17 protein-coding genes are annotated in these 22,388 nt (G+C 54.7%); 3 read left to right on the top strand and 14 right to left on the bottom strand.

Annotated features, from left to right (window positions below; all coding sequences use genetic code 11):
* Positions 1 to 87: 87 nt before the first annotated feature.
* Both HY913_01425 and HY913_01430 read right to left on the bottom strand, forming a co-directional pair.
* On the bottom strand, positions 88 to 543 hold the full coding sequence (locus tag HY913_01425; protein ID MBI4961915.1) for a dTDP-4-dehydrorhamnose 3,5-epimerase family protein: 456 nt from the start codon (positions 541 to 543) through the stop codon (positions 88 to 90).
* A 44-nt stretch (positions 544 to 587) separates the two neighbouring features.
* Positions 588 to 1,316, bottom strand: coding sequence for an NTP transferase domain-containing protein (locus tag HY913_01430; GenBank protein ID MBI4961916.1), 729 nt, complete (start codon positions 1,314 to 1,316; stop codon positions 588 to 590).
* Positions 1,317 to 1,684: 368 nt separating this feature from the next.
* Here HY913_01430 and HY913_01435 point away from each other — a divergent pair, with 368 nt between their 5' ends.
* Complete coding sequence (locus tag HY913_01435; protein MBI4961917.1) at positions 1,685 to 3,553, top strand: PAS domain S-box protein; 1,869 nt, start codon at positions 1,685 to 1,687, stop codon at positions 3,551 to 3,553.
* A 47-nt stretch (positions 3,554 to 3,600) separates the two neighbouring features.
* On the opposite strand, the gene HY913_01440 is transcribed toward HY913_01435, so the two are convergent.
* The 8 genes from HY913_01440 to HY913_01475 all read right to left on the bottom strand — a co-directional run bounded on the left by HY913_01440 (position 3,601) and on the right by HY913_01475 (position 12,895).
* Positions 3,601 to 4,632: a D-alanyl-D-alanine carboxypeptidase gene (locus tag HY913_01440; protein MBI4961918.1), complete on the bottom strand. Its 1,032-nt coding sequence runs from the start codon at positions 4,630 to 4,632 to the stop codon at positions 3,601 to 3,603.
* Between the two features lie 646 nt (positions 4,633 to 5,278).
* Positions 5,279 to 6,406, bottom strand: coding sequence for a hypothetical protein (locus HY913_01445; GenBank protein MBI4961919.1), 1,128 nt, complete (start codon positions 6,404 to 6,406; stop codon positions 5,279 to 5,281).
* Positions 6,407 to 6,488: 82 nt separating this feature from the next.
* Positions 6,489 to 8,321 (bottom strand): hypothetical protein, encoded by a 1,833-nt coding sequence (locus HY913_01450; GenBank protein MBI4961920.1) that lies wholly within the window; start codon positions 8,319 to 8,321, stop codon positions 6,489 to 6,491.
* Positions 8,322 to 8,569: 248 nt separating this feature from the next.
* Positions 8,570 to 9,118, bottom strand: coding sequence for a hypothetical protein (locus HY913_01455; GenBank protein MBI4961921.1), 549 nt, complete (start codon positions 9,116 to 9,118; stop codon positions 8,570 to 8,572).
* A gap of 46 nt (positions 9,119 to 9,164) precedes the next feature.
* Positions 9,165 to 9,731 carry a hypothetical protein gene (locus tag HY913_01460; GenBank protein MBI4961922.1) on the bottom strand — a complete coding sequence of 189 codons (567 nt, stop codon included), beginning with the start codon at positions 9,729 to 9,731 and terminating at the stop codon, positions 9,165 to 9,167.
* Positions 9,731 to 10,186 carry an N-acetyltransferase gene (locus HY913_01465; GenBank protein ID MBI4961923.1) on the bottom strand — a complete coding sequence of 152 codons (456 nt, stop codon included), beginning with the start codon at positions 10,184 to 10,186 and terminating at the stop codon, positions 9,731 to 9,733. The genes HY913_01460 and HY913_01465 overlap by 1 nt, the downstream gene beginning before the upstream one ends.
* The gene (gene recN, locus HY913_01470; protein MBI4961924.1) at positions 10,183 to 11,862 is read right to left on the bottom strand and encodes a DNA repair protein RecN; all 1,680 of its coding nucleotides are present in this window, start codon (positions 11,860 to 11,862) and stop codon (positions 10,183 to 10,185) included. The genes HY913_01465 and recN overlap by 4 nt, the downstream gene beginning before the upstream one ends.
* Positions 11,863 to 12,061: 199 nt before the next feature.
* Entirely contained in the window at positions 12,062 to 12,895 is an 834-nt protein-coding gene (locus HY913_01475; protein MBI4961925.1) for an NAD(+)/NADH kinase, read from the bottom strand.
* Positions 12,896 to 13,435: 540 nt separating this feature from the next.
* Between HY913_01475 and HY913_01480 the strand changes: the two genes are divergently transcribed.
* Both HY913_01480 and HY913_01485 read left to right on the top strand, forming a co-directional pair.
* Positions 13,436 to 14,749 carry a replication-associated recombination protein A gene (locus HY913_01480; GenBank protein MBI4961926.1) on the top strand — a complete coding sequence of 438 codons (1,314 nt, stop codon included), beginning with the start codon at positions 13,436 to 13,438 and terminating at the stop codon, positions 14,747 to 14,749.
* Positions 14,750 to 15,294: 545 nt separating this feature from the next.
* Entirely contained in the window at positions 15,295 to 15,597 is a 303-nt protein-coding gene (locus tag HY913_01485) for a hypothetical protein (GenBank protein ID MBI4961927.1), read from the top strand.
* Between the two features lie 174 nt (positions 15,598 to 15,771).
* Here HY913_01485 and HY913_01490 read toward each other — a convergent pair whose 3' ends face one another.
* From HY913_01490 to gyrA, 4 genes are all read right to left on the bottom strand, one after another.
* Complete coding sequence (locus HY913_01490) at positions 15,772 to 17,220, bottom strand: RtcB family protein (protein ID MBI4961928.1); 1,449 nt, start codon at positions 17,218 to 17,220, stop codon at positions 15,772 to 15,774.
* 107 nt (positions 17,221 to 17,327) lie between these two features.
* Positions 17,328 to 18,134 carry a phosphatase PAP2 family protein gene (locus tag HY913_01495; protein MBI4961929.1) on the bottom strand — a complete coding sequence of 269 codons (807 nt, stop codon included), beginning with the start codon at positions 18,132 to 18,134 and terminating at the stop codon, positions 17,328 to 17,330.
* Positions 18,118 to 18,564 (bottom strand): archease, encoded by a 447-nt coding sequence (locus tag HY913_01500; protein ID MBI4961930.1) that lies wholly within the window; start codon positions 18,562 to 18,564, stop codon positions 18,118 to 18,120. Before HY913_01500 ends, HY913_01495 begins: the two co-directional genes overlap by 17 nt.
* Positions 18,530 to 21,046 carry a DNA gyrase subunit A gene (gyrA, locus tag HY913_01505; GenBank protein MBI4961931.1) on the bottom strand — a complete coding sequence of 839 codons (2,517 nt, stop codon included), beginning with the start codon at positions 21,044 to 21,046 and terminating at the stop codon, positions 18,530 to 18,532. The genes HY913_01500 and gyrA overlap by 35 nt, the downstream gene beginning before the upstream one ends.
* Positions 21,047 to 22,388 lie beyond the last annotated feature (1,342 nt).

The following is a 22,388-nucleotide window of genomic DNA, read 5'->3' on the forward strand; positions in this document are numbered from 1 at the left end:
CAGAACCTCGGGGTCGCTTTTTGCGGGAAGGACCATCCCGCAAAAAGAGGGTCTCCCATCAATTCCCTTGCCGGCTCGCTTACCCGCTTAGCCGTCTTTTCTCGTCCAGTCGTAAGGTATTCCCCCGGTGTGAGGGTCAAGCCGATATTCGTCGGGGTCCGTGCGATTGTACGGTTCCGACGGCACGTTGATGACGTAGGCCTCATATTCGCTGATGCACTTCCAGCCGTGGTGCACACCAGGCGGTATGATGATGAGGCGAGGGTTGTGCTCTCCCACGAAGATCTCGTTGAGTACTCCGCGAGTAGGGGAATTCTCTCTATCATCGTACAGGACCGCCTTGACCATTCCTCGCACGCAGGTGAATCGATCCTCCTGTACGCGATGGAAGTGCCAGGCCTTGACCACTCCAGGAAACACCGTGGTAAGGTAAACCTGTCCAAACCCGCTGAAAAAGGGATCGTCCCGTCTCATGATTTCCATCAATCGGCCCCGCTCATCAGGGATGACCCTTAGAGGATGGACTAACACACCGTCTATCAACCTGGAATCCGGTTGCTTGAACTTTTGCTTGTCTAGCGCTGGCTTCAAAGCTTATTGGCCCCTCCTTTGGCCACTAGGTTAGAGGCCTTCAAGAGGGAGTCAAAGGTCCCCGCGTCGGTCCACCAACCATCGAGTATCGACCACGTCATATCACCTTGTTCGATGTAGAGGTTGTTTACATCCGTGATTTCCAACTCATTCCGTTCGGAGGGGGTCAGGGTCTTGATAAACTCAAAGACTTGGAAATCATACATGTAAATTCCGGTGACTGCATAAGAAGAGGGCGGATTCGTCGGTTTCTCTTCGATGCGGACCACTCGATCCCCTTCCAAAACAGGAACACCGAAGCGCCGCGGGTCATCTACTTCCTTGAGCAGGATTCTGGCTCCAGACGGTTGTTCTTTGTACGCTTCTGCCGCCTCTGCAATGTTTTTTTCGATAATATTGTCGCCAAGGACCACACAAATTCGCCCGCCGGCCGCGTGGGCTTCGGCCAGCGACAGAGCATCGGCTATGCCTCCTTCGCCCTCCTGGTAGGCATAGTTTATTTGCTGTACGCCGTATTCCTTGCCGTTCCCGAGGAGGCGGAGAAAGTCTCCGGGATTGTTTCCTCCAGTGACCACGAGAATATCATTGACGCCGGCATTGACAAGGCACTCTATGGGATATGTAACCATAGGCCTATCGTACACGGGTAACAGGTGCTTGTTGGTGATTTTGGTAAGCGGGTACAACCGAGTGCCAAGTCCACCGGCCAAGACTACGCCCTTCATTTGAACCCCTCCGGGGAGACACAAGATAGCGCATGATCCTACCATTCCTGCTTTGGGGAGTCAAACCTGGAGGCGCCACTCTTGTTTCATGGACCTCCAGACCTTAACCGGAGACCGAGGAAGCGGAACGACCAGCCATTGACTTCCCCCTGAAACTGGGATAATGAGGAATTGTGTCAAAACCCATCTGTTCCTCGTTGGCATAGAGGTCTGTTTCCGGTAATTACCCCTTAATTGAACAGGGCCGGCGTGCCGCACGCCCCAATGTTATCGCCGAGTCCTTTGTTGGCTGAATTAGGGGTCTTTTCTCCAAGTTAATTATCATGAAGCGATCACACAATATTAAGGTGTCACGCGGCAAAGGAGAAATGATTCAGATCAGCTCAGATGAGTTTCTGGAAAGTTTTCCCGACTCCGCGGCACTGATTGCTCCTAACGCAACAATCCTAAGGATGAACTCGCGATTGGCGGGAGTTGCAGGAAGTGTTGACGCGCGTCCCTGCTATGAGGTCCTCGCGGGGCTGTCTTCGTACTGTCCTTTCTGTCCTTTCGAGGACCTTATAAGAGGAGCCGCGGGGCCAATAGAAGGCGGCCTTCGAGAAAGGCAGGGAACAACACGCTCTGTTGACGTACGCTTTTTGCCTCGAGTAGGCGAAAGCGGGATGATACTGGAGCTTGAAAGAGATCTGAAGGACCCGGTCCGGGTAATCAATTGGTCGAAGGCCGGCGACTCCCATTCCTACACTCTGAAGAAGCTGACAGACCTCTTGGCGGTCAGTAGAGACTTGATGGGAAACGCCCCGTTCGATGAAAAAATGAATAGTGTCTTGAAGCACGTTGTTAGCTCGCTGGATGTGGCTCTGGGAGCTACAGTATGGGCCAAAGTCGACGACAAGACCTATGGAGCCGCTCCGAGGAAGCCGACCGCAAAAACGGAAGGAAAAGTGATCAAGGTCGGAGGACTACCCCGCGGACACCTCTACGCCGCGTGTCCCGCGCGAGAATGCCTTGCGCCGGAAGACGAGTATGTTCTGGAGGAGACCGCGGACCTGATCGGACGCCAGGTCGAAATATACGACCTCGAAGCCCAGCTAAGGCATTCCGAACAAAGGTACAAGAAACTGGCCGCAAATTTGGCCAAAGAGATTTGGACCCGAACCGAGGCTTTGGCCAAGGAGACCGGTTACCTGGAGGGCATTCTCAGGTGCTGTGACGACATGATCATTACCACCGATCTGGAGCAACGGATCGTCGAATTCAACCCGGCTGCCGAGAGAATTCTCGGCTATACGTCCGAAGACATTCAGGGAAAAAAGATAACGGATATATGGATAAATGCCAGCGAGCGGGACAAGATTCTGGAAGAGATAACGGTTTCGGGCGGAATTCGCAATTACGAGACCCGTCTGAAGACAAAATCAGGGGAAATCCGCGAGATTTCATTAACCCTGTCGCTTCTCAGGGATGAGGAGGATAGGATTCTCGGCACCGTCGGCGTCAGCAAAGACATCGGCAGAGAATTGGCCATCAAGCGGGAATTGGAACAGCTCAATCAGAATTACCGCGAGACCATACATTTCATCAGCCACGAAACCAAGAATTCCCTCATAGTAATAGGGGGTTTTGTCAGGAGGCTCCTGGAAAGTGAGACCGAACAGGAGCGGGTCGAGCAGTTGAAAATCGTTTATCACCACGCTCAGTTCCTGGAGGCCATGAGCCGCGATTTTCTCATGATGGCGGAACTGGAACACGGCGAATTCCAAGTTCGCAAGCGGCCGATAAAGAACTTTTACGAGGAAGTAATCCTTCCCGCGATGGTGGGGCTCAAGGAACGCTATCCGGACTCTTTCAGGAGTTACGACTCAAGCATGGGTGGCGTCGGGTCCATTCAACTCTCAGGTGACCCCGCGCTCTTGGAAGTGGTGTACAGAAATCTTTTCGGCAACGCTTTGAAGTATCGCTATCCCGACGGTAAGATAGCGTACGGAGTTGTGGACAACGGAGATTCGTACATCCTCAATGTATGGAATGAAGGGCCAGGGGTTAAGCGGAGCGAAGTAATCAAAATCTTCGACAAGTTTTATCGGGTGCGTGACGAGACGACTCGCGACAAGCGTGGAACAGGGCTCGGCCTTTTTAACATCCGCAGAATCGTCGAAGCCCATGGGGGGCGCATCTGGTGCGAAACTGAGCCCGGGAGGTGGGTCAACTTCCTCTTTTACCTTCCCAAGGAATGATCCCCATTCGATAAGACTCGATCCCGATCAGGTGTGATTGCTTGACGCTACTTCTGATTCGCCGCAATCTGTTTAGGGTTCTTGGTCACCACAGGAGGAATTCTAACCCTGGTTGCCTCCTTGAGCGCTTTACGATACACCAATCGAGTATCTCGGAAGTGATCCGGGCTCCCCAGAACCACGATGAGAAAAACGTTTCGTCCGGGTACGAATTCCGTAGCCAGACAGTGTCCCGCCTTGGAAGTGTAGCCCGTTTTTCCCCCTATGAGCGGAAGATTGTCGCGAAGAAGTTTGTTGGTGGTCCTGACTGAATAGCCGGACTTTTCCATGCTGCTGGCAAGCACATGGCTCCTCTTGAGGCATATCTCGCGGACTGTCGGATGCGCAAAGGCCACTTGGGCTATTCGAGCGATCTCGCGAGCTGTGGATAAATTGGACTCCACATCCTCAGAGTCCTTGGCGTCTTTGGATTCCTTAAGGTCTTTGCCGTTGTCGGCCTTCTTGTCCAGGCCGCTGGCGGTATAAAAGATCGTCTGCTTGGTTCCCAAGGAGCGGACTTTTTTGTTCATTGCCTTGATGAAGGCTCCGCTTCCGCCTGGGAGGCCGCACGCCAGGGTTTCAGCGCAATCGTTTCCCGAACCTATCAGCAATCCGTGCAACAGGTCCCCCACTGAGACAGTGTCACCCGGCTTCAGTCCGACTACCGACTTGGGGATTTTCTTGATGTGTTCCGGGACGGTGAGCTTTTGGGACATGGGCATATGTTCGAGGGCCACCAGAGCTGTAACCAGCTTTGTCAGGCTGGCAATGGGTACCTGTTGGTCGGCATTTCTGGCCCAGAGGGTCTGGTTGCCGGCCAGATCCACACAGTAACCGGCCTTTGCCTCCACCCCTCGGGAGGCAGGCTTGCTCTTTTTTTTCTCAGCCTTTTTCTTCAGGATCTTCTTCTTGGTAAGTTTGTGGTGAGCGGCCTGAGCCGACCTGGCTTCTGCGAAAGCCGGCAGCATGGCCCACGAAAAGATGAGCAAAAAGAAAATGCCCAGAACTATGGACGACCTGGAGCGTATCAACGATGACAATGATAGATTCCTCACTTACAGCTAGATATGGTACATTGCAACAGTTTTATCTTGTTAAATTCATCTCTTACTGGGCCAATCTATAGCATACTTCCATCATTTTGGGAAGTTATTTTTCTTGGCCGTCGAAATACATGCAGAAATATTGCCTCTATAGTTACAGAATTTCTCTAAAGCTCTTCCTCAATGGCAACCTCGCGTCGTCCCGGAAAATCTTGGATTGAAGTCCAGGGCAGGCGCCGGGACCTGCTTCATACCAGTTGCCAAAAAAGTAATGTCCGTTTGGCCGCGAGATGATCAGTCTGGTTTTCAGACCTTATCGACGGGGCCTATTTTGCCAAAGCGTTACAATGTCCTGGGTTCCCGCGAAAGCGGGAACCCAGGAAAGACCTCTGGATTCCTGCTTCCGCAGGAATGACGGAATGGGGGGCCTGCAACTCGGACAAAAATTGTGGCAACGGCCATATTCCCGATTTGGGCTTCCGCCGGAACGACGCGAACACGTGATCGCTAATTAGTCAGGTTAATTACCGTACGCTGTCAGGACCGCAACGAATTCCTTCCTGAACACAAACTCGCAGCTTGCTTTTTGAGCGGCAAAAGAGCGGTGAGTCAAGATAGGCAGGTCCAAAAGTTGAGTATGAGTCTACCAAAGACCCCGAAGAGAACCCTCTCCGGTCTGCGGCTTTGAGTCTGCCTTGCGTCTTTGGGGTTCCGGACCTCCGACAGGAGGAGTCGAAGCCATACGCTCCCGTGGCTGGTCGGTGTTTATTCCAAGTGCCCGAGCGTTCCTCTTGAACTGTTTGGCGAACCAGTACAGCGCCTGATGACCGTTGGGATAGCGGTATGCGCAATAACCATGGCCGCAACTTTGAAACACATTTACGTCGACGGGAAACCCGGCGGCTTTCATATCTTGAACCAGGTCATACAGCCTCCCCCGATTGCTATACGAATTGCAGCCGTCTTTCTCGTTGGTGTTTATGTTGTAAGTTATGCCACCGGCCTTGCGTATCCTGGCTACATTGCTCCTCCAGACGTCACCGGTCATGGGATAACTGCCCAGGTCGGTCTGCTGGCCGCCTGCGTAAGCAAAGATGTCAGGTCTGCGAGCAGATATAATGATAGCCTGGGCCGCACCCGCGCACGCCCCGTCAATCCCTCTGAAGCGCCGATCCGGGACAGTCCGGTAGTGAGTGTCGATGAAGGGGATTACTTCTCCGATCAGGTATTTTTCGTAATGGGCCGTGTTTCCACCGCCGGGGTTCCAGAGGGAGACAACAATGACATCTTCGTATGGCTCTTCCTGCAGCCAGCGATTGAAAACACGAAGCTCTTCATTATTCACATTGTCCTGAAAACTCGCGGCGGAAAGATTGCCCGACTTCAGGTTGTCCATTGTCAGAGGGGTTTTGCACCACACCGACCAATAGGTGGCTCCGCCCAATTCAGGGCCATTGTCCCATCCGGATTTTCCACCCAGCAAATAGACTACCCCATATCGCCGGTCCAGGTTTGTCTCATAGTCTTCAGGCAAGACGACGTGAACAGGGAAGGGGCCCGGCACTTCTACGCCGCCCTTGGCCTTGGCGCTGGGATAAACGTCTGAATGTACTCGTACCACCTCTATGTAATGCTTGGTCCGGAGGAACTTTGTGCGTGCCTCGATTTCAGCCCAAGGCTCTTCCTTTGGGGCGGCAAACCCGACCCAGGTCAAAACCGGCAGCAAAAACAGAGCCATTGCCAGCGATAGGATTTTAGGTGAAATCTTCATAACGCCTCCAGATACACAAACCAGGGTTGCATAAATCCCTTTCCTAGGACACAAGCCTCCATACCCCTTTGCCATTAGTGAATCATCGAACCGTCACGTTATAGGTCCGCACCGGGAACCCTTGCTGATCTATCGCGTCCGACGAAGCTGGCTCCATACGGATCACGCTGCTCTTCACGTTCACCCCTCTCAGAGCGCACCGCACGTACAGCGGATAGGTTCCGGGCCTGCCTGCCTGAAGCTGGATGGTCAGATCGTACCTTTTGTTTTCTCCCCACAGCTCGATCCAGCGTTCAGCCATGGGCACCTTTGTCCGAATTTTGTCGGTTGTTACGGAAAGCACCGTGCTGCCAGGCCCGTAAATCCGCCCCGGTTTTGCCGAAACCAGTTTCAGTCCGGAGGGATCAGGCGAAGAGACCGTTATGCCGCCGTAATCTGACTCGGCCCCTTTGTTCTCGGCCTCCACTGTGACCGAGAATGTTTGGCCCGATTGGACCGCCGAAGGAACTTTCACAGCCAAAATCTTTGGATTGGCTTCTCGGGGTTTGGCCACTTCGAACACATTGGCGCACCATTGCGCGCCGTCTATGCGAACTTCCTCGAGGTACTTCCCCTCACGGACGAGTGCCGCAGCCGCTTTGCCGAAATCCGCCGGATACACTGCGGTCAACTCGCCGTTAGCCGGGGGGATGCTGCCTTTGTACTGGACAGGACCTTCAGGGCCCTGGAGTAGGATCTGGACTTCGCGAGGCGCATTCCCTCTGTTGCAAAACCAGAATCTTACGCCACTCTTGGTTTCGTCCGCAAAGCGGGGAATGCTGGTAACTAAATCCGGCATGGCCTTGAATACCTTGCCGGACAGATGATTCAGCGCGAGGTTGGGGCCTTCCTGAGCGCCGGCGGAAGGGGCTGTTGGGCTCGATTGCGGGGTGCGGCTCCCGGTGGAAGCCAGTCCGCCGGATTCGGGTTTCGGCGAAACACTCTCCGGTGCAACAGGCTTCGGTCCGGACGCGGCCGATGGGTCTGCCGCAGGTTTCGAATCCTGATCCGCTCTTTGCGAAGTCGTCGGGGGTTGGGTCTGAGGTTCCGCCTGGGCCTCGACCGGCGCGGTCAAGTCCGGGAGTACGGCTTCCACGACGAGGATCTTCTTGCTATCGTCCCGGTCTCCTCTGAACTGCGACATGAGCCGATTCATGCCCTGAGGCGAGTTGAGGTTCATGCGGTGGACATTGCTTCTGTGAGTCGCATGGTAAAGCCAAACTCCGCCTTTCCCGTCCGGGAGCATAAGCACCACGTGGTAGTGAAGCAGCTTATAGCCTTTTTTCTTAGTAGGCTTGCTGATGCTGCCCAGATAGGCTCGGCCGGGTTTCATCTGGGCCATGACCCTCTGCCAGGCCTGCATGTCGTTGAGATCAAATCCGACAAGAGTCGTGCCGTCGAAATTCTCCACGGAGTAGGCTCTACCATCGGGCATGATTACCTTGCGGGAGCGGCCCTCGGTGAGGTTCATGACCAGGTCCCATCCGAAATCCCAATCTTTTCCCAGAGCAGACCCCGGGCCACTGTTTCCCTGCCGGTCGCGAGTGACTTGTTCCAGCGTCCAATTCTTGTCCAAGAGGAACCGGCAGGCCGATACGACCAGACCGCTGCAATTCAAGCCTGGAGTCTCGAAGAATTTGTCCGGGTCTGCAAAGGTGGTGAAGTGCCCTTCGCCGTCGAGCGCGCCATCGTCCCGATAAGGAATTCCCAAATGGGTGTTCGCAATTTCAATAGGGTCGGTCTTTTCCGCGATATTCTTTTCCCAGAGGCATTCCGGGGCGAAGATCTGGTCGCCCGACACCAAACCCGCGGCCATTAACAATAGGCCGACTGATGCCAACGTGAGGATGTTGATCTTATTTCGGGTAATATTCACCAAGCCTCCGAACTATATAGCGTTTTTGCTATAATACCAATAACTGAGGGCTTTTGCAAGTCCACCGTCGAGGCATAATTTATTCTGACGCAGCAGTTACCGGCATATTTGCGGTGATGGCCCAAAAAATACGGGCAATAGGGCCGAGGCTGTTGGCCATTGCCACATTCGGGCGGGCACGGCCCGCCCTACGGGAAGGGCCAGTCTCTTTCGTAGGGCGGGCCGTGCCCGCCGATTTGCTAGTGACCTCACCGAACGGTAAAATCCAGTTTCCTGACCAACTCATTGTCCAGCTTCAAAGCCGCCTTCCACAAGCCAGGCTTGTGCTCATAGAGTTCCTTCGTAGGCATGGAGTGAACCCGAGTGGTGCCCGATTTATCCCTCTCGTCCCCTTTGGCCGATTCCCGCTGCCTGTCATAAGTTGCTCTAATGGTCCGATACTCCAGGCCTGCCGGGTCGTACCAAATAGTTTCAGCAACATAAGTATTCGTCTCGTTCCTCGGGATAAAGAAGAGGTTCACGCTTTCATGCAAGTTGTGATCAAAAGCGTCCCGTTGATTGGCAGCAGAGCCCGCCGAAAGAAAAACGTCCTTGGCCAACCAATACGCTTCACCGCTATCCGTTCGTACCATCGGTTGCCATTTGCCGACATTGATGGCATCGCAACCGGCCAGCCACAGGAATGCTACCGACATCAACGCCCACAACACGATTACCGCCCTGTGCGTTCCGATGAAGTACGCCCTATCACTTAGCCGATCCGGCCGTCTCCGGATCTTTGCGGCCTCTCCCTTCATAGGGGGCTCCTACAACTGGCAATTTACACCGCAGCACGCCGCGGCTTCATCGAACTGTGAAGTCCATCCTCCTGACTAACTTATTGTCCAGATATAAAGCCACCTTCCACGATCCCGGCTTGTGAGTATAAAGTTCCTTGGTGGACATAGAGTGAACCCGAGTGGTACCGGCTTTCTCCCTTTCGTCTCCTTTGGCCGTTTCCCGCTGCCGGTCATAGGTTTTTCTTATGGCGCGATACTCCACGCCTGCCGGATCGTACCAAATGGTTTCGGCAACATAGGTGTTTGTCTCATTCCTCGGGATGAAGAAAAGGTTCACGCTTTCGTGCATATTGTGGTCAAACGCGTTCCTTTGGCTGGCAGCAGAGCCTGCTGTCAGAAAAATGTCCTTGGCCAGGTAATATTCTTCGTCGCTTCCCGCTCGCTCGACACCTTTCCATTTGCCCACGTTAATCGCGCTGCTGAGGGTGCTGCATCCTGACAGCCACAAGAACATCGCCATTGCCGCGGCAAAGATTAAGACAACCCTGAGTGGCCTGCGCTTTCTGACAGAGCAAGCGGTCCCACCTGATCGACTCAAACGCCTGCCGACTATTGACGAATCCTCCTTCATCAGGGCCTCCTCACGAGGGCAATTTCATCGCATTCCGGAAACTTGGTGCAATGGATGCAATCAGCCCAAATCTTGTGGGGAAGCCGACTCTTATCCATGATCCGAAACCCGAGCCTCTCAAAAAGCGCTGTCCGGTAGGTCAGGACAAAGACCTGGTTGATCCCCAGGCCGCGGGCTTCCTCCAGCAGAACTTCAATGAGCTTGCTCCCGACTCCCTGCCTCTGATGGGCGGTCCTGACGGCCAGGGACCGAATTTCGGCCAAATCTTCCCAAACGATGTGGAGAGCCCCACATCCTATTATTTCTCGCGATCCATCGTCCACCGTTACAAGGAAGTCTCGAACCTGAGCGTACAGCTCGGTCACGGCACGCGCCAGGAGGTGGCCGGATTGTGCCTGTTCCGCGACCAGCCGATGAATTGTCTTTATGTCACTTAGCGTTGCTTTACGGATCACCCGGCAACCTCCGCGATGCGGTGATCCATGAGTTTCTTCACATGTTCTTTCACCGATTCGGAATGAGGAGAAGCTCCAAGCATTCGGGCCAACTCCTCCACGCGTTCGTCTCTGTTCAGGGCGGTCACCGTTATATGAGTCCGGCCGTCCCGGACTGATTTGCGAACCGACAGATGGTTTTCGGCAAGCGCTGCTATCTGGTGCAAGTGAGTGACGCAGAGCACCTGTTGTCGTTGAGCCACACGGTCCAATCTCGTGCCGACTGCGAATGCTGTGTGGCCACCGATGCCGGCGTCCACCTCGTCAAAGATCACGGTGGATATGCGGCGAGAATCTACCTGAAGTGCCTTCAAAGCGAGCATGATCCTCGAAAGCTCCCCTCCCGACGCAATGCGAGCCAGGGGTCTCGGTGCTTCTCCGGGATTGGGCGCGAGAAAGAATTCCACCTTTTCCAAACCTTGCGCGGAGGCCTTGTCGCCGCCAATCTCCTGAAAGGATGCGCTAAACCTGGCTGTCGGCATGGCCAACTCTTTCAATTCATGATTCATCGCAGTCTCGAGTTTCCGTGAGGTCTTTCGCCGAGCCTCCGACAGATCGTTGGCCGCTGCAAGAAACAGTTCGCGAGCTTCCGATTCCTTTGCGGCCATGTTTCTTGCCGCGGACCTTGCATCCAGGATGTCCCCGGCCTCCTCGGCCAGTGCATCGAGGTGCGAAATCAGCCCCTCGATGTCTTTGCCGTATTTCTTTTTCAGGCGTCGGATCAGGTTAAGCCGCTCTTCTATTCGGTCAAGCCGAGCCGGATCGCTTTGAGAGGTCTCGACAACGCCCCTCAACTCCAGGGCCACATCCTCGATTTTGTATACCGCCTCGTTGAAGTTGTCTCGCATTTTAGAGAGCCTCGGGTTGGCCGATGCAAGATATTCGATTGCCTTTCTGACTTCCGAGAGCCCGCCCGTGAGGCTGCCGGACCTGGAATAGAGCGTTTGGTAAGCTTCGAATGCTCGTTCCCGAATTTGCACCGCTTTCTTGAGCACTTCCTTTTCCTGGACAAGCTCCTCTTCTTCATTCGGCTTTAAGGCAGCATGGGCAAGTTCCTCGGCAGCAGCGGCGTTTTCTTGTCCGAGTCGTTCCAGTTCGCGAAGTTTGTCTTCTGCTCCTGAAAGATCTCTCTTGGCCTTAGTCCATGCCGCAAAGCCCCTTGATACTCTGCCTCGCTGCTCCAACAGCCCGCCAAATCTGTCGAGAATTTCCACGTGCTCGTCAGGGTCCAGCAGGGCGTGGTGCTCGTGTTGCCCGAAGATGCTGACCAGCCATTCGCCCAGATTCTGGAGCATGGCCAATGTCGCGGTGTTCCCGTTTATGGAACAGCGAGAGCGACCTGCTCTAAAGACCCTCCGGGAAAGAACAAGTTCGTTGCCGCAATCCGCCAGGCATTCCAGAGCGACAGGCGGAGCCGCGCCCTCGGGCAACTCAAAAAGGCCCTCCACGTAAGCCTCTTCTTCTCCAGTCCTGATAAGATCCGGTGACGAACGCGACCCGAGCAGAAGCTCGAGCGCTCCGATCAGGATTGACTTCCCCGCGCCTGTTTCACCGGTCAGGACGTTGAATCCCTCGCGGAATTCCACCTCGACTTTGTCAATTATGGCCAGGTTGGATATTTTCAGATACCGTAACATGCGGGCATAAGACCGTGGTGTCCGTGACAGGATATTCCGCTGCACTCGCCGCCGAACATATGACGTGATTCGCAAATTTTCAAGTGGCTCTTTAGCTTGGAACAAAAAATGTTCGCGGCGGGGAGCCCACGCCGGCATGAACTTCAGCTATCAACGATGGTATATTGTGTTGGTAAAAAGATCAATAAGCGAGCCCCTGCTACAAAAGCCCCAGCTTTTCCTTGAGCACGTCAAAGTAGTCTCTGGCTCGAGATTTCACCATCACAAACGGAATAGACGCGCGGACTATTCGCAAGGACTGACCCTGCTCCATGCTGACGGTGGAACGGCCGTCAAAGGTCAGTGTCAGATCTTCACCCCTTTTCAGCATGAGTTCCGTTTCAACGTGGGCGGGGATGATCAGAGGTCTCTTGAGCCCAGCGTAGGGGCAGATCGGCGTCAAGAGAATCCCTTCGATTTCAGGGTGAACCAAAGGACCGTTCGCCGCGTAGGAATAAGCGCTGGAGCCGATAGGAGTGGAAACGATGAGCCCGTCGGCTCTGCACTCGATCTCTCGAGCGTTCCCCATCCTTATCCCCATGTCGATCAGCCGGGCAATCCCGCCCCAGTGGATTACCACATCGTTAAGTGTGCGAACCCGTTTGCCGTTGGGGAGAGTTATTTCGAGCATCATCCGCTTCACATAGTCTGCCGTGCCTTCCAGAGCGGATTTCAGCTCAGTAATAGCCTCTTCGGGCGAAATTTCGGCCATGAAGCCCACGCGGCCCAAGTTGACGCCCAGCACCGGGATCGGCTTGTCATTAAGCAGAGAGGCGGCCCTCAGAATCGTTCCGTCGCCCCCGAGAACGACCAAAAGATCCGCCTCATCGCACAGACGATCTGTGGCCGCGGCGGCCCAGGTCTTCGCCAGGCCTGCCAGGGAAGCCTCCAGCAGAACATGCTTCCCGGAATCTTTCAGGAAGGAGTTGATTTTTTCGGCTAACGCTACCGCGCGCTCTTCGCCGCGCTTCAATACCAGACCGATGCGCTCCATGCAAGCCTCGGTAATTATTTAGATTAAACTTGTCAGGCTGAATCGCTGGGCCTTCACAAGAGTACCAACCCGAGAACGGCCGGCTGACAGCTTCCCTCACTGGGGGAAAAGGGCTGGCCAACACTATATGGGACTCTCCACTGAATCGAAGAGTCGGATCATGCTCGTCCGGTCAGTCAGTGGACTACTAGGTCCGGATGGATCTCGGCGTCACTTCTATGAAGCCAAACTAGATAAGTACCACGATAGTCCTTGGAAATCCAGCAAATACCGGGAATGCGCGTAAGCATCAAGTTACGGGGGGAGAATGAGCGTCATTGCGAGCGTAGCGAGGCAATCTTTCTCTTTAGGCGCTGAGATTCCTTCGTTGCGTTCGCAATGACACGTTTCGCTCCAGTTGCGTCCCCCGCAAGACAGAGCCGTTACCATAAACTGCGGTTACTTATTGTGATAAGTGGAGGAGTAAGATTATACTGATTAAGATCAGCGGCCACAGAACCGAATGAGAACTATCGATTCGCAGAACAAACGGAACCGCTCATGGACTTGTTCGACAATTCAGTACTGACCCGCCCGGACAGGCCTCTGGCCGACAGGATGCGGCCGCAAGACCTGGAGGAGTTTGTGGGTCAGGAAGCCCTTCTTGGCCCGCGGGCGATTCTGCGCCGCGCAATCGAAGAGGACCGTGTCTTTGCCATGCTGTTTTGGGGACCGCCCGGAACAGGCAAAACAACGCTGGCCCAAATAATTGCGAGGCGATCCAGATCCAAGTTCGTGCCATATTCGGCTGTAACGGTGGGCGTCAAGGAGATCAAGGAGCTGGCTGCCAAAGCGCGTGAGGACCTGAAATATTCCGGAATGAAAACCATTCTTTTTCTGGACGAGATTCACCGCTTTAACAAGACGCAGCAAGACTACCTGCTGCCTCACGTCGAACACGGAACGATTATATTGATCGGGGCCACCACCGAGAATCCCAGCTTTGAAGTCAACTCGGCGCTTCTGTCGAGGCTGAGGGTATTTGTTCTGGAGCCCTTGCCTCCGGAGGCCGTAGAACAAATCCTGCTTCGCGCAATTTCAGACCGGGAACGAGGCCTCGGCCGGTTGGAAGTGGAATTTGTCGGACAAGCCGCGGAATTAATTGTGTCGCTCTCTGGAGGGGATGCTCGGACCGCTCTCAATATTCTGGAAGTCTCCGCATACGAGGCTTACCATCATCGAGAAGGCAAAATCGACGAGGACGTGGTCAAGGAGGCTGTCCAGAAGCGGAATCTGCTCTATGACAAAGCGGGGGAAGAGCACTTCAACCTTATCAGCGCGTTGCACAAATCTTTGCGAGACAGCGATCCGCAAGCGGGTTTGTATTGGATGGGACGCATGATCGAATCCGGTGAAGATCCGCTGTATGTAGCCCGGCGTCTGGTTAGATTTGCCAGTGAAGATGTCGGGTTGGCATCTCCTCGGGCCCTCGAACAGGCACTGGCCGCGTTTCAGGCGTGTCGATTTATCGGGCTGCCTGAATGCGTCCTTGCCCTTGCCCAGGCCGTGGTCTTTCTCGCGACCGCACCAAAGTCAAACGCGCTGTACGTGGCCTATGATTCGGTGAAAGACGAAATAGCCCGTTCAGGCCACCTTCCGGTGCCGCTCCATATACGCAACGCTCCTACTGGCCTTATGAAGAAACTGGGGTACGGAAAAGGGTACCGGTACGCCCATGATTTTCCGGACGCACAGGTGGAACAGGAACACCTGCCGGAAGAGATAAAAGGAAGCCGCTTCTACTCTCCGTCTGACAGAGGATTCGAGAAGACCATCAAGGAAAGAATGGAAAACGAAGACCCTGAAGGGTCATGACATGAAGACTTTCGGGAAGATCCTTTTTGCACAACATCGCGTGATCACCTCCTTTGGGTTTGGAACAAAAGCGGGTACCGAGGGTCTAACATTCCAAAGCCGCAAAACGGGTGAAATTTGTTTCGAGCAAGGGGAACAAAGGTTCCCTGTAAATTAAGACCAGTGAAAATGCTCGACGGCTCAAAATTCAAAACGGTTCTTCAGGATGGTCTCTGCGGGGCGTAGCCACGCATGATTAGACCCTACAATCTTCAGTCAGTTATGGTTTGGGGTGTTGGTCTCATTTTTTAGCCGGCTGGTCTGGAAACACCGCCGGGAAAGGGGGAGTTCTTCCGAGGCCTAGGGGAATAGCCATATGAGGGCCGAATTTTGATGCCTTGTGCCCGAAATCAGGTGAGGAAGGGGGGATTCTTGTTAGATCAGCACAAAGACTGTGTCTTCTGCTGGTCACCGAAAAAGCAAAGCTGATTTCCGAGTGGGAACGATGGTTTTCGGAATTCATCCGGACGTGCGCATTAACATCGAAGCCATGGGGAGGAACAATTATGGAACTGGAAACCTACTGCGAGAACCTCGCGGCTGAACTAAACGCATGGAAGTCCAAAGTGAATGACGTCGTGAGGAAATTGGATGAGACATCAAGCGGTGACAAGGAAAGAGTAGTTCCCGAGATCAATGAGTTGCACATGATCATAGAGGAACTTGATGACCGGGTTAACAAGCTCAAAACCGAGTGCCCCACAGCGTGGGAACTTCAACGGAGTGAAGTCGAGGGCAAAATGGCCCACCTGAAACACACTTGGGAGGATGTCTGGGAAAACGTGTCCCCCGCTGACGCTGGTGGCTGAGAACCAGGTTCAAAATACGAGTGAATTTCGTTGGGAGCGGACTTGTCGCTCCTTTTTTGTTTCCCACGAATTCTAATCCAAATCGTCGCATGCGTCTCTACTTCGACAGTAACATTTGCGGAGCCAAGCGCATGATCCATTACACAAAGAAGTTCCCGGCTGCCTCTTTCCCTATCACCCCTTCACCACACCCATGGGTCTGATTTTTGCCACTTTGCGGGCCAGGCCGGCCCTCTGGACCACATCCACCACCAGGCTGACATCCTTGTACGCCTCGGGGAATTCTTCGCGCAGGGTTTTGCGTCCTACCCATCTGGGATAGATCTGGTCATCTTGTAGTTCGCGCTCTATCGACCTTCCTTTGGTTCGCCTCAGCGCCTCATGCCGTGATAAGAGCCGCCCCGCGCCGTGGCACGCCGAGCCGAAAGTCTCTTCCATGGCCCCCAATGAGCCCGCGAGGACATAGGAAGCTCGTCCCATGTCCCCTGGAATCAGCACAGGCTGGCCGGTGGCACGGTACATAGGCGGAAGCTCCGGATGGCCTGCGGGAAAAGCCCTTGTCGCCCCTTTACGGTGCACGCAGACCTTTTGCTGACGACCGTTGACCATGTGAGTCTCGAATTTTGCGATGTTGTGGCAAACATCGTAAAGCAGCCTGAATTGCAATTCCCTCGGGGAAAGTCCAAGGGTTTTCTCCCATGTGGTACGGGTCAGGTGCATCAGTATCTGCCGATTTGCAAACGCAAAATTCGCGGCAGAGGCCATTGCCCCCATATATTCCTTGGCCAAGGGGGTGTTCAGATGAGTGCAGGCAAGCTGCCTGTCAGGTAGTTCGATCCCTTCCTTAGCCGCGCTTCTGACCATTCGAGCCAGGAAGTCATCACAAACCTGGTACCCGAACCCTCTAGAGCCGGTGTGAATCATCACGGTCACCTGGCCTGGCCAGAGACCCCATTGCGCCGCGGTCTTTTCATCGAATATTTGCTCGATGAAGCCGATTTCAAGAAAGTGGTTCCCGGAGCCTAACGTCCCCAGTTGATTTTTTCCTCGTTCGTATGCCCGTTCGCTGATCACGCTGGGGTCCGCGCCTTCCAGCCTGCCGTATTCTTCTATCCTTTCGAGGTCCGATGACTCTCCCATCCCTTGCTTTACGGCCCATTCCGCTCCGGACCTGAGCACCACAGCCAGCTCTTGCTTGTTCAGGTGTATCCCGCCCTTGGAACCCACACCGGCAGGAATGGACGAAAAGAGAGCGTCTATAAGCGCATGGATACTTTTCATGGCAGCCTGCCGTTCCAGACCGGTGACCGCCAGCCGCACCCCGCAATTAATATCGTACCCGACTCCGCCCGGCGATATGACCCCCTCGTCAATGTCGAAAGCAGCCACACCGCCGATAGGGAACCCATAGCCCCAGTGCACGTCCGGCATGGCCATTGAACGGCCGACAATGCCGGGCAGATGGGCCACGTTGTACACCTGGTCCGCGGCCTGGTCCTTTTCAATATCCGGCAAGATACGAGAGTCGGTGTAAATCAGTCCGGGGACTCTCATCCCTCCAGTCTTGGGGATTTCCCAGCGAACCTCGTCGATCTGCACCAATTTGTAGGGTTTTTCACGCATTTGCAAAACGCCTCCGCATCACAAACCCACCGAGCTTATATTACGATAATTCGCCTCAGCCATCTTGATAAGCTCCCCCGCTGGATTTAGGCTCTATGAATACGCTTTCAGACTTGGCCGGCAGCCTCTAGTTTTCGATAACGAATCCACAGGAAAGCAAGGACAGCCACCGCCACAGTCGCGGCAACAGGGGGGAGTTCCGCGGAAAACCAGGCATAGACGATCAGAGCCATCACCGCGGCCAAGACCTCCGCGTAAAGAGCCACGCGGAACAGTTTGGCTGAGAACACCGGACGGCTGGGGACCAAAGGTTCGACCCCCGGCCACACAAGCAGCAACACAAGGACGTAAACGACCAGCGAACAAATAATTCCGCCCAGCACGTCCAACGGAAAGTGAGCGCCAACGAACACCCTGGACAACGACACGAGCATGGCCAGAGCCACGATGCCGACAGCGGCCATCCTCGATGAACAAAAATGGGCCAAGGCCAGCCCGACGGAGAAGCTTGCCACTGTATGGCCTGACGGAAACGTCCCTGCCCGCAGCAAAGGGCCGACCACGTGAACGCTCTCCAAAACCCCCGCGGGCCGCGGCAGAGGGAAGCCCCATTTGATCGCATGCATGACAAGACTGGATAAGATCAGCAGGCAAAGACCGAGGCATGTTACCCGCGGATTGACCAAAAGAAAGGCGCCCAAAATAATTGCCAGCAAATAACCGTCACCCAGGGTGGTGAACCCGAGCCAGGCAATATCCGAATAGGGTGAGTGCATCCCGTTCAGCCACAGAAACAGGCTTATGTTGAAAGCTTTGACAGGGAAGAAAGCGAGACAAAGAACAACCGTGGCTACAGTCGGAACGAGAACAGAGGAATAACCGGTTTTGACTCGAGGGTCAGATGTCGAAGACAATTCTTGCCACATATCCCTGGTCGTTCTTTGTTATGGACAGGCCGTGATAAGTGACCGCTTTAATTTCTGCGACCGCCTCTTCTTCGGAAAGTCTGACACCGCCGACAAGCTTAGCCCTTAAGAGCTTGTCGGAAAGTTCCACGACTTCAGTCTGAACAGGGATAAAGTCTCGAGTCTGATTGTAGAAAAGGATCTCACGGAGCCAATCTACGAGCAAGTTTTCAGCATTGTCGGAATCCAGCACCACATCGAGTTCGGTGTCCGTCTCCGCCCTGGGATCCGGCGCCAGAAGGTTCACGAGACCGTCGGCCGCGTTAAGAAAAAGCCCTTCCAATGTCTTCCCGCGAACTTCCATTCGAATGTCCGCGGTATGGTCCAGTAGCTTCCAACCGGGATCAGCTTTCTTCTTGGCTTTCGTCATCTTCTTCAACAGACGCGTCCGTCGCGTCGCCGTCGTCCATGTCCTCGGATTCTTTTTCGTCTTCCTCAGAGGATTCCGCTCGGGCAACGTCCACAGCTTCTTCGCCCGCGTCCATTCGGACCAGCGTCCTGCCCATGGTGTTCCGTCCTATGACGGAAATCTCCTCCATTCGCAGCCTTATGATCCTGCCCCCCGAAGTTAGTATCAGCAGGTGGTCGCTGTCTTCAACCATCTGGATGGCAACTACGTCGCCGAGCCTGGCGGTATTCTTGATGGTGATGACCCCTTGTCCACCTCTGTGTTTGACAGGGTATTCAGTCAATGAGGTCCGTTTCCCGAAGCCACTCCGGGTAATGGTCAACAGGGTGCCTTCAGAACCGGGGGAAATCACTTCCATCCCAATGACCCTGTCATCAGGCTTCATTCTGATCCCGGTCACTCCGCGGGCCTGCCTGCCCATCGGCCGCACCTGGCTTTCGTTAAAGCGGATGGCCTTGCCCTTGGCCGTGGCAAGGAGTACGTCGTTGTCCCCGGTGGTAAGGTTTACGCCTATGAGTTCATCATCCGGGTCAATGGTCAACGCAATGAGCCCTGACGACCGCGGCCTGGAAAACTCGCTTACGGCGGTCTTCTTGATCTTGCCCTTGGCGGAGACCATCACCACATAGCCTTCCGCACTCAACGCCTGAAGCGGGAGTATCTTTCTTACCCTTTCGCCCGGATCGAGCTTGAGCAGGTTGATGATCGCCTTGCCTTTGCCGTAAGGACCCTCCTCCGGCAATTGAAACACCCGGATCCAGTGAACCCTGCCGCGATTGGAAAAACAGAGCAGAGTATCGTGAGACGAAGCGTACAGAATCTGGCTGACCACGTCTTCGCTTGCCACTTTGGTAGCTATCCGGCCTTTTCCTCCCGGTCTCTGGGATTTGTACTGGCTCGCGGGGACTCGCTTGACGTAGCCTTTGCGGGAGAAGGTCACGACCATGTCTTCGCGAGGAATCAGGTCCTCGTCCAGCATTTCTCCTTCTGCTTCCACGATCTCGGTTCGCCGGGCATCGCCGAACCGCTCCTTAACGTCATTGAGTTCAGCGACAATGATATCCAGCACCTTTGTTTCCGACGCGAGGATGCCCTCCAACTCTTCTATTCGAGCGAGTACCTCTTTGAGTTCCTCCAGGATCTTGTCCCGCTCCAGCGCGGTGAGCCGCTGCAAGCGCATATCCAGAATCGCCTGGGCCTGCACCTGTGTGAGGCGAAAGTTCTCCATCAGCGCGTCCCGAGCCGCGGTGGGGTTTTCGGCCGCGCGAATGGTCTTTATCACTTCATCGAGGTTGTCCAGCGCAATTTTGAGGCCTTCCAGAAGGTGAGCGCGCTCACGGGCTCTTGCAAGCTCGAAGCGGGTCCGGCGTATGACGACCTCTTTGCGGAAGTCGATGAACAGTTGAAGGATCTCCCGAAGGTTCATCTGCCGCGGGCGGCCGTTATGCACGCAGAGGAGCTGGATGTTGAAATTGGTCTGAAGCTGCGTGTGCCTGAAAAGCTGATTGAGCACCACATCGGCGTTTTCGTCCCTTTTCAGCTCAAAGACCACTCGCATCCCTTGCCGGTCCGACTCGTCTCGGAGGTCCCTGATTCCGGTAATCCTCTTGTCCTTGACCAGCTCCGCGACGTTTTCCAGCATTCGAGCCTTGTTGACCATGTACGGTATCTCGGTGACCACGATTCGCTGGTAACCTTTGCCTGCATCCTCAACTTCGGCTTTCGCTTTCATTCGCACGGCCCCGCGGCCTGAAGTGTAAGCATCCAGGATTCCCTGCCGACCCTGGATGAATCCCGCGGTCGGGAAGTCCGGTCCCGGCACGAACTTTATCAGGTCGGGTATTGTGGCATCGGGGTTGGAAATAAGGTGTATTGTAGCGTCAACTATTTCGCCAAGATTGTGAGGCGGAATGCTGGTCGCCATGCCTACGGCTATGCCTTGGGACCCTATTACAAGAAGGACCGGGAACCGCGCGGGCAGAACCACGGGCTCTTCCTGAGTATTGTCGTAGTTTGGGATGAAGTCGACCGTATCTTTGTCCAGGTCTTCCAAAAGGGCCTGGCAAACGCGGTCCAGCCGAACCTCGGTGTACCGCATTGCCGCAGGTGAATCGCCGTCCACGCTGCCGAAGTTGCCCTGTCCGTCGATGAAGGGGTAACGCATGGAAAACGTTTGCGCCATGCGCACCACAGTGTCGTACACCGCGGTGTCACCGTGGGGGTGATACTGGCCGATAACATCACCGACCACGCGGGCTGATTTGCGGTAACCTCGGTTCCAGAAGTTTCCGGCCCGCTGCATTGCAAAAAGAATCCGCCGATGCACGGGCTTCAGGCCGTCCCGCAATTCAGGGAGGGCCCTCCCGACAATGACACTCATCGCGTAATCCAGATACGACTTCTGGATCTCTTCTTCTATTCCTACGGTCGTCTTATCGTGAAGCAGAGCCAAATGCGTTTCCCTTTCATGAAGAGGAGGAGGATTTCGGGGGGAACTTTTTTGTGTATACCGATTGCCAAAATTAATGTCCGTTCGGCCATGAGACTTTCCGTCCGGTTTTCAGAACGTATCGAAAGAGCCTACTTTGCCGGACCTCTATGAAGCCCGTCGTTCCCGCGAAGGCGGGAACCCAGGAAATCCAGCGAGACGCGGGACTGGATTCCTGCTTTCGCAGGAATGACGGAATGGAAGGCCTGCAAATCGGACAAGAAATATGGCAACTTCTATAATCCCGCTTTCCGCGGGACGCCCGTGCCTGCCCGGACAATGGCGAATGAACCACGCAAGGGCGGACACGGGGGTCCGCGCCGTACAATCACCTTTCACCGGTTGGCCTCCGGTTCCCGGGCTCTGCCTGGGAACCCATTGCCTTCCGGGCTCTGCCCGGAAACCTTCCGGGTGGCCCGGACGCCACCGCGTCCGGGTCGCGAAGCGACAAGAGGTGGTCCCAAAAAGAACCAAGACCTCATTCCCCTACGTGATCCGACCTATAACATCAGGGCCGCCCCGCGGAAATAGTACTGTAGGGGCACGGCATGCCGTGCCCTTACGTGGACCAGGCACGCTCCCTAGGCATCACCAGTTTCCATGTGCATCGGTTCAATGAATCCAGCGACCCCCGGCGGGCTCTATCCCCTTGGAATCACTAACAGGATTCGAGCACATCCAAACGCGGATACTAGCATTTTTGCGCCACTGATTCAAGGAACGGAAGGAGATTGGAGGTTTGCTTATACCAATGCGCGTTCGTACGAGTAACATTGAGGGACCGGCTTCACCCGTGTCGAATCTTTGAACGCCCGTTGGTTAAATTATTTGGGATCTTCGGCACTTCGTCCGGTCTCGTAGCGCCGGCGTCCCGCCGGTATCTTTCTTCCGGCGTCGACATGCTGTCCGTATTTCGTGCATTTCCTTACCCAATCGGCAACATGAATTCCAAATGACCCTCGGCCTCCGACCATGAAGCCATCTGACCTCACAATTTCCCGGTTCAGGCTCGTGCCTTCTCGCCAAGAAGGCATTGTTACCGGCGAGACGCCGGCGCTACAGGAATAACACCCCTGCGCTTTCGTACCAGTGAACATGGTGGGCACAAAGGCCGGCCATTGCTAAAGTCACTTCTTTGAAGCCGCGTCGGTATTAGGTGCAGGCGAACAACAATTCTCAAAAATGTCAAAGTGAGTCTGATACCAAGGCGATTTCTAACCGGTGATACAAATCCTTGTCCAACCGGCAAGATCAGGAATCTTTGTAGGGGCAGACCTGCGTGTCTGCCCGCTCTTTGAGCACATAC

The organism is Desulfomonile tiedjei (genome assembly GCA_016212925.1).
Taxonomy (GTDB): domain Bacteria; phylum Desulfobacterota; class Desulfomonilia; order Desulfomonilales; family Desulfomonilaceae; genus JACRDF01.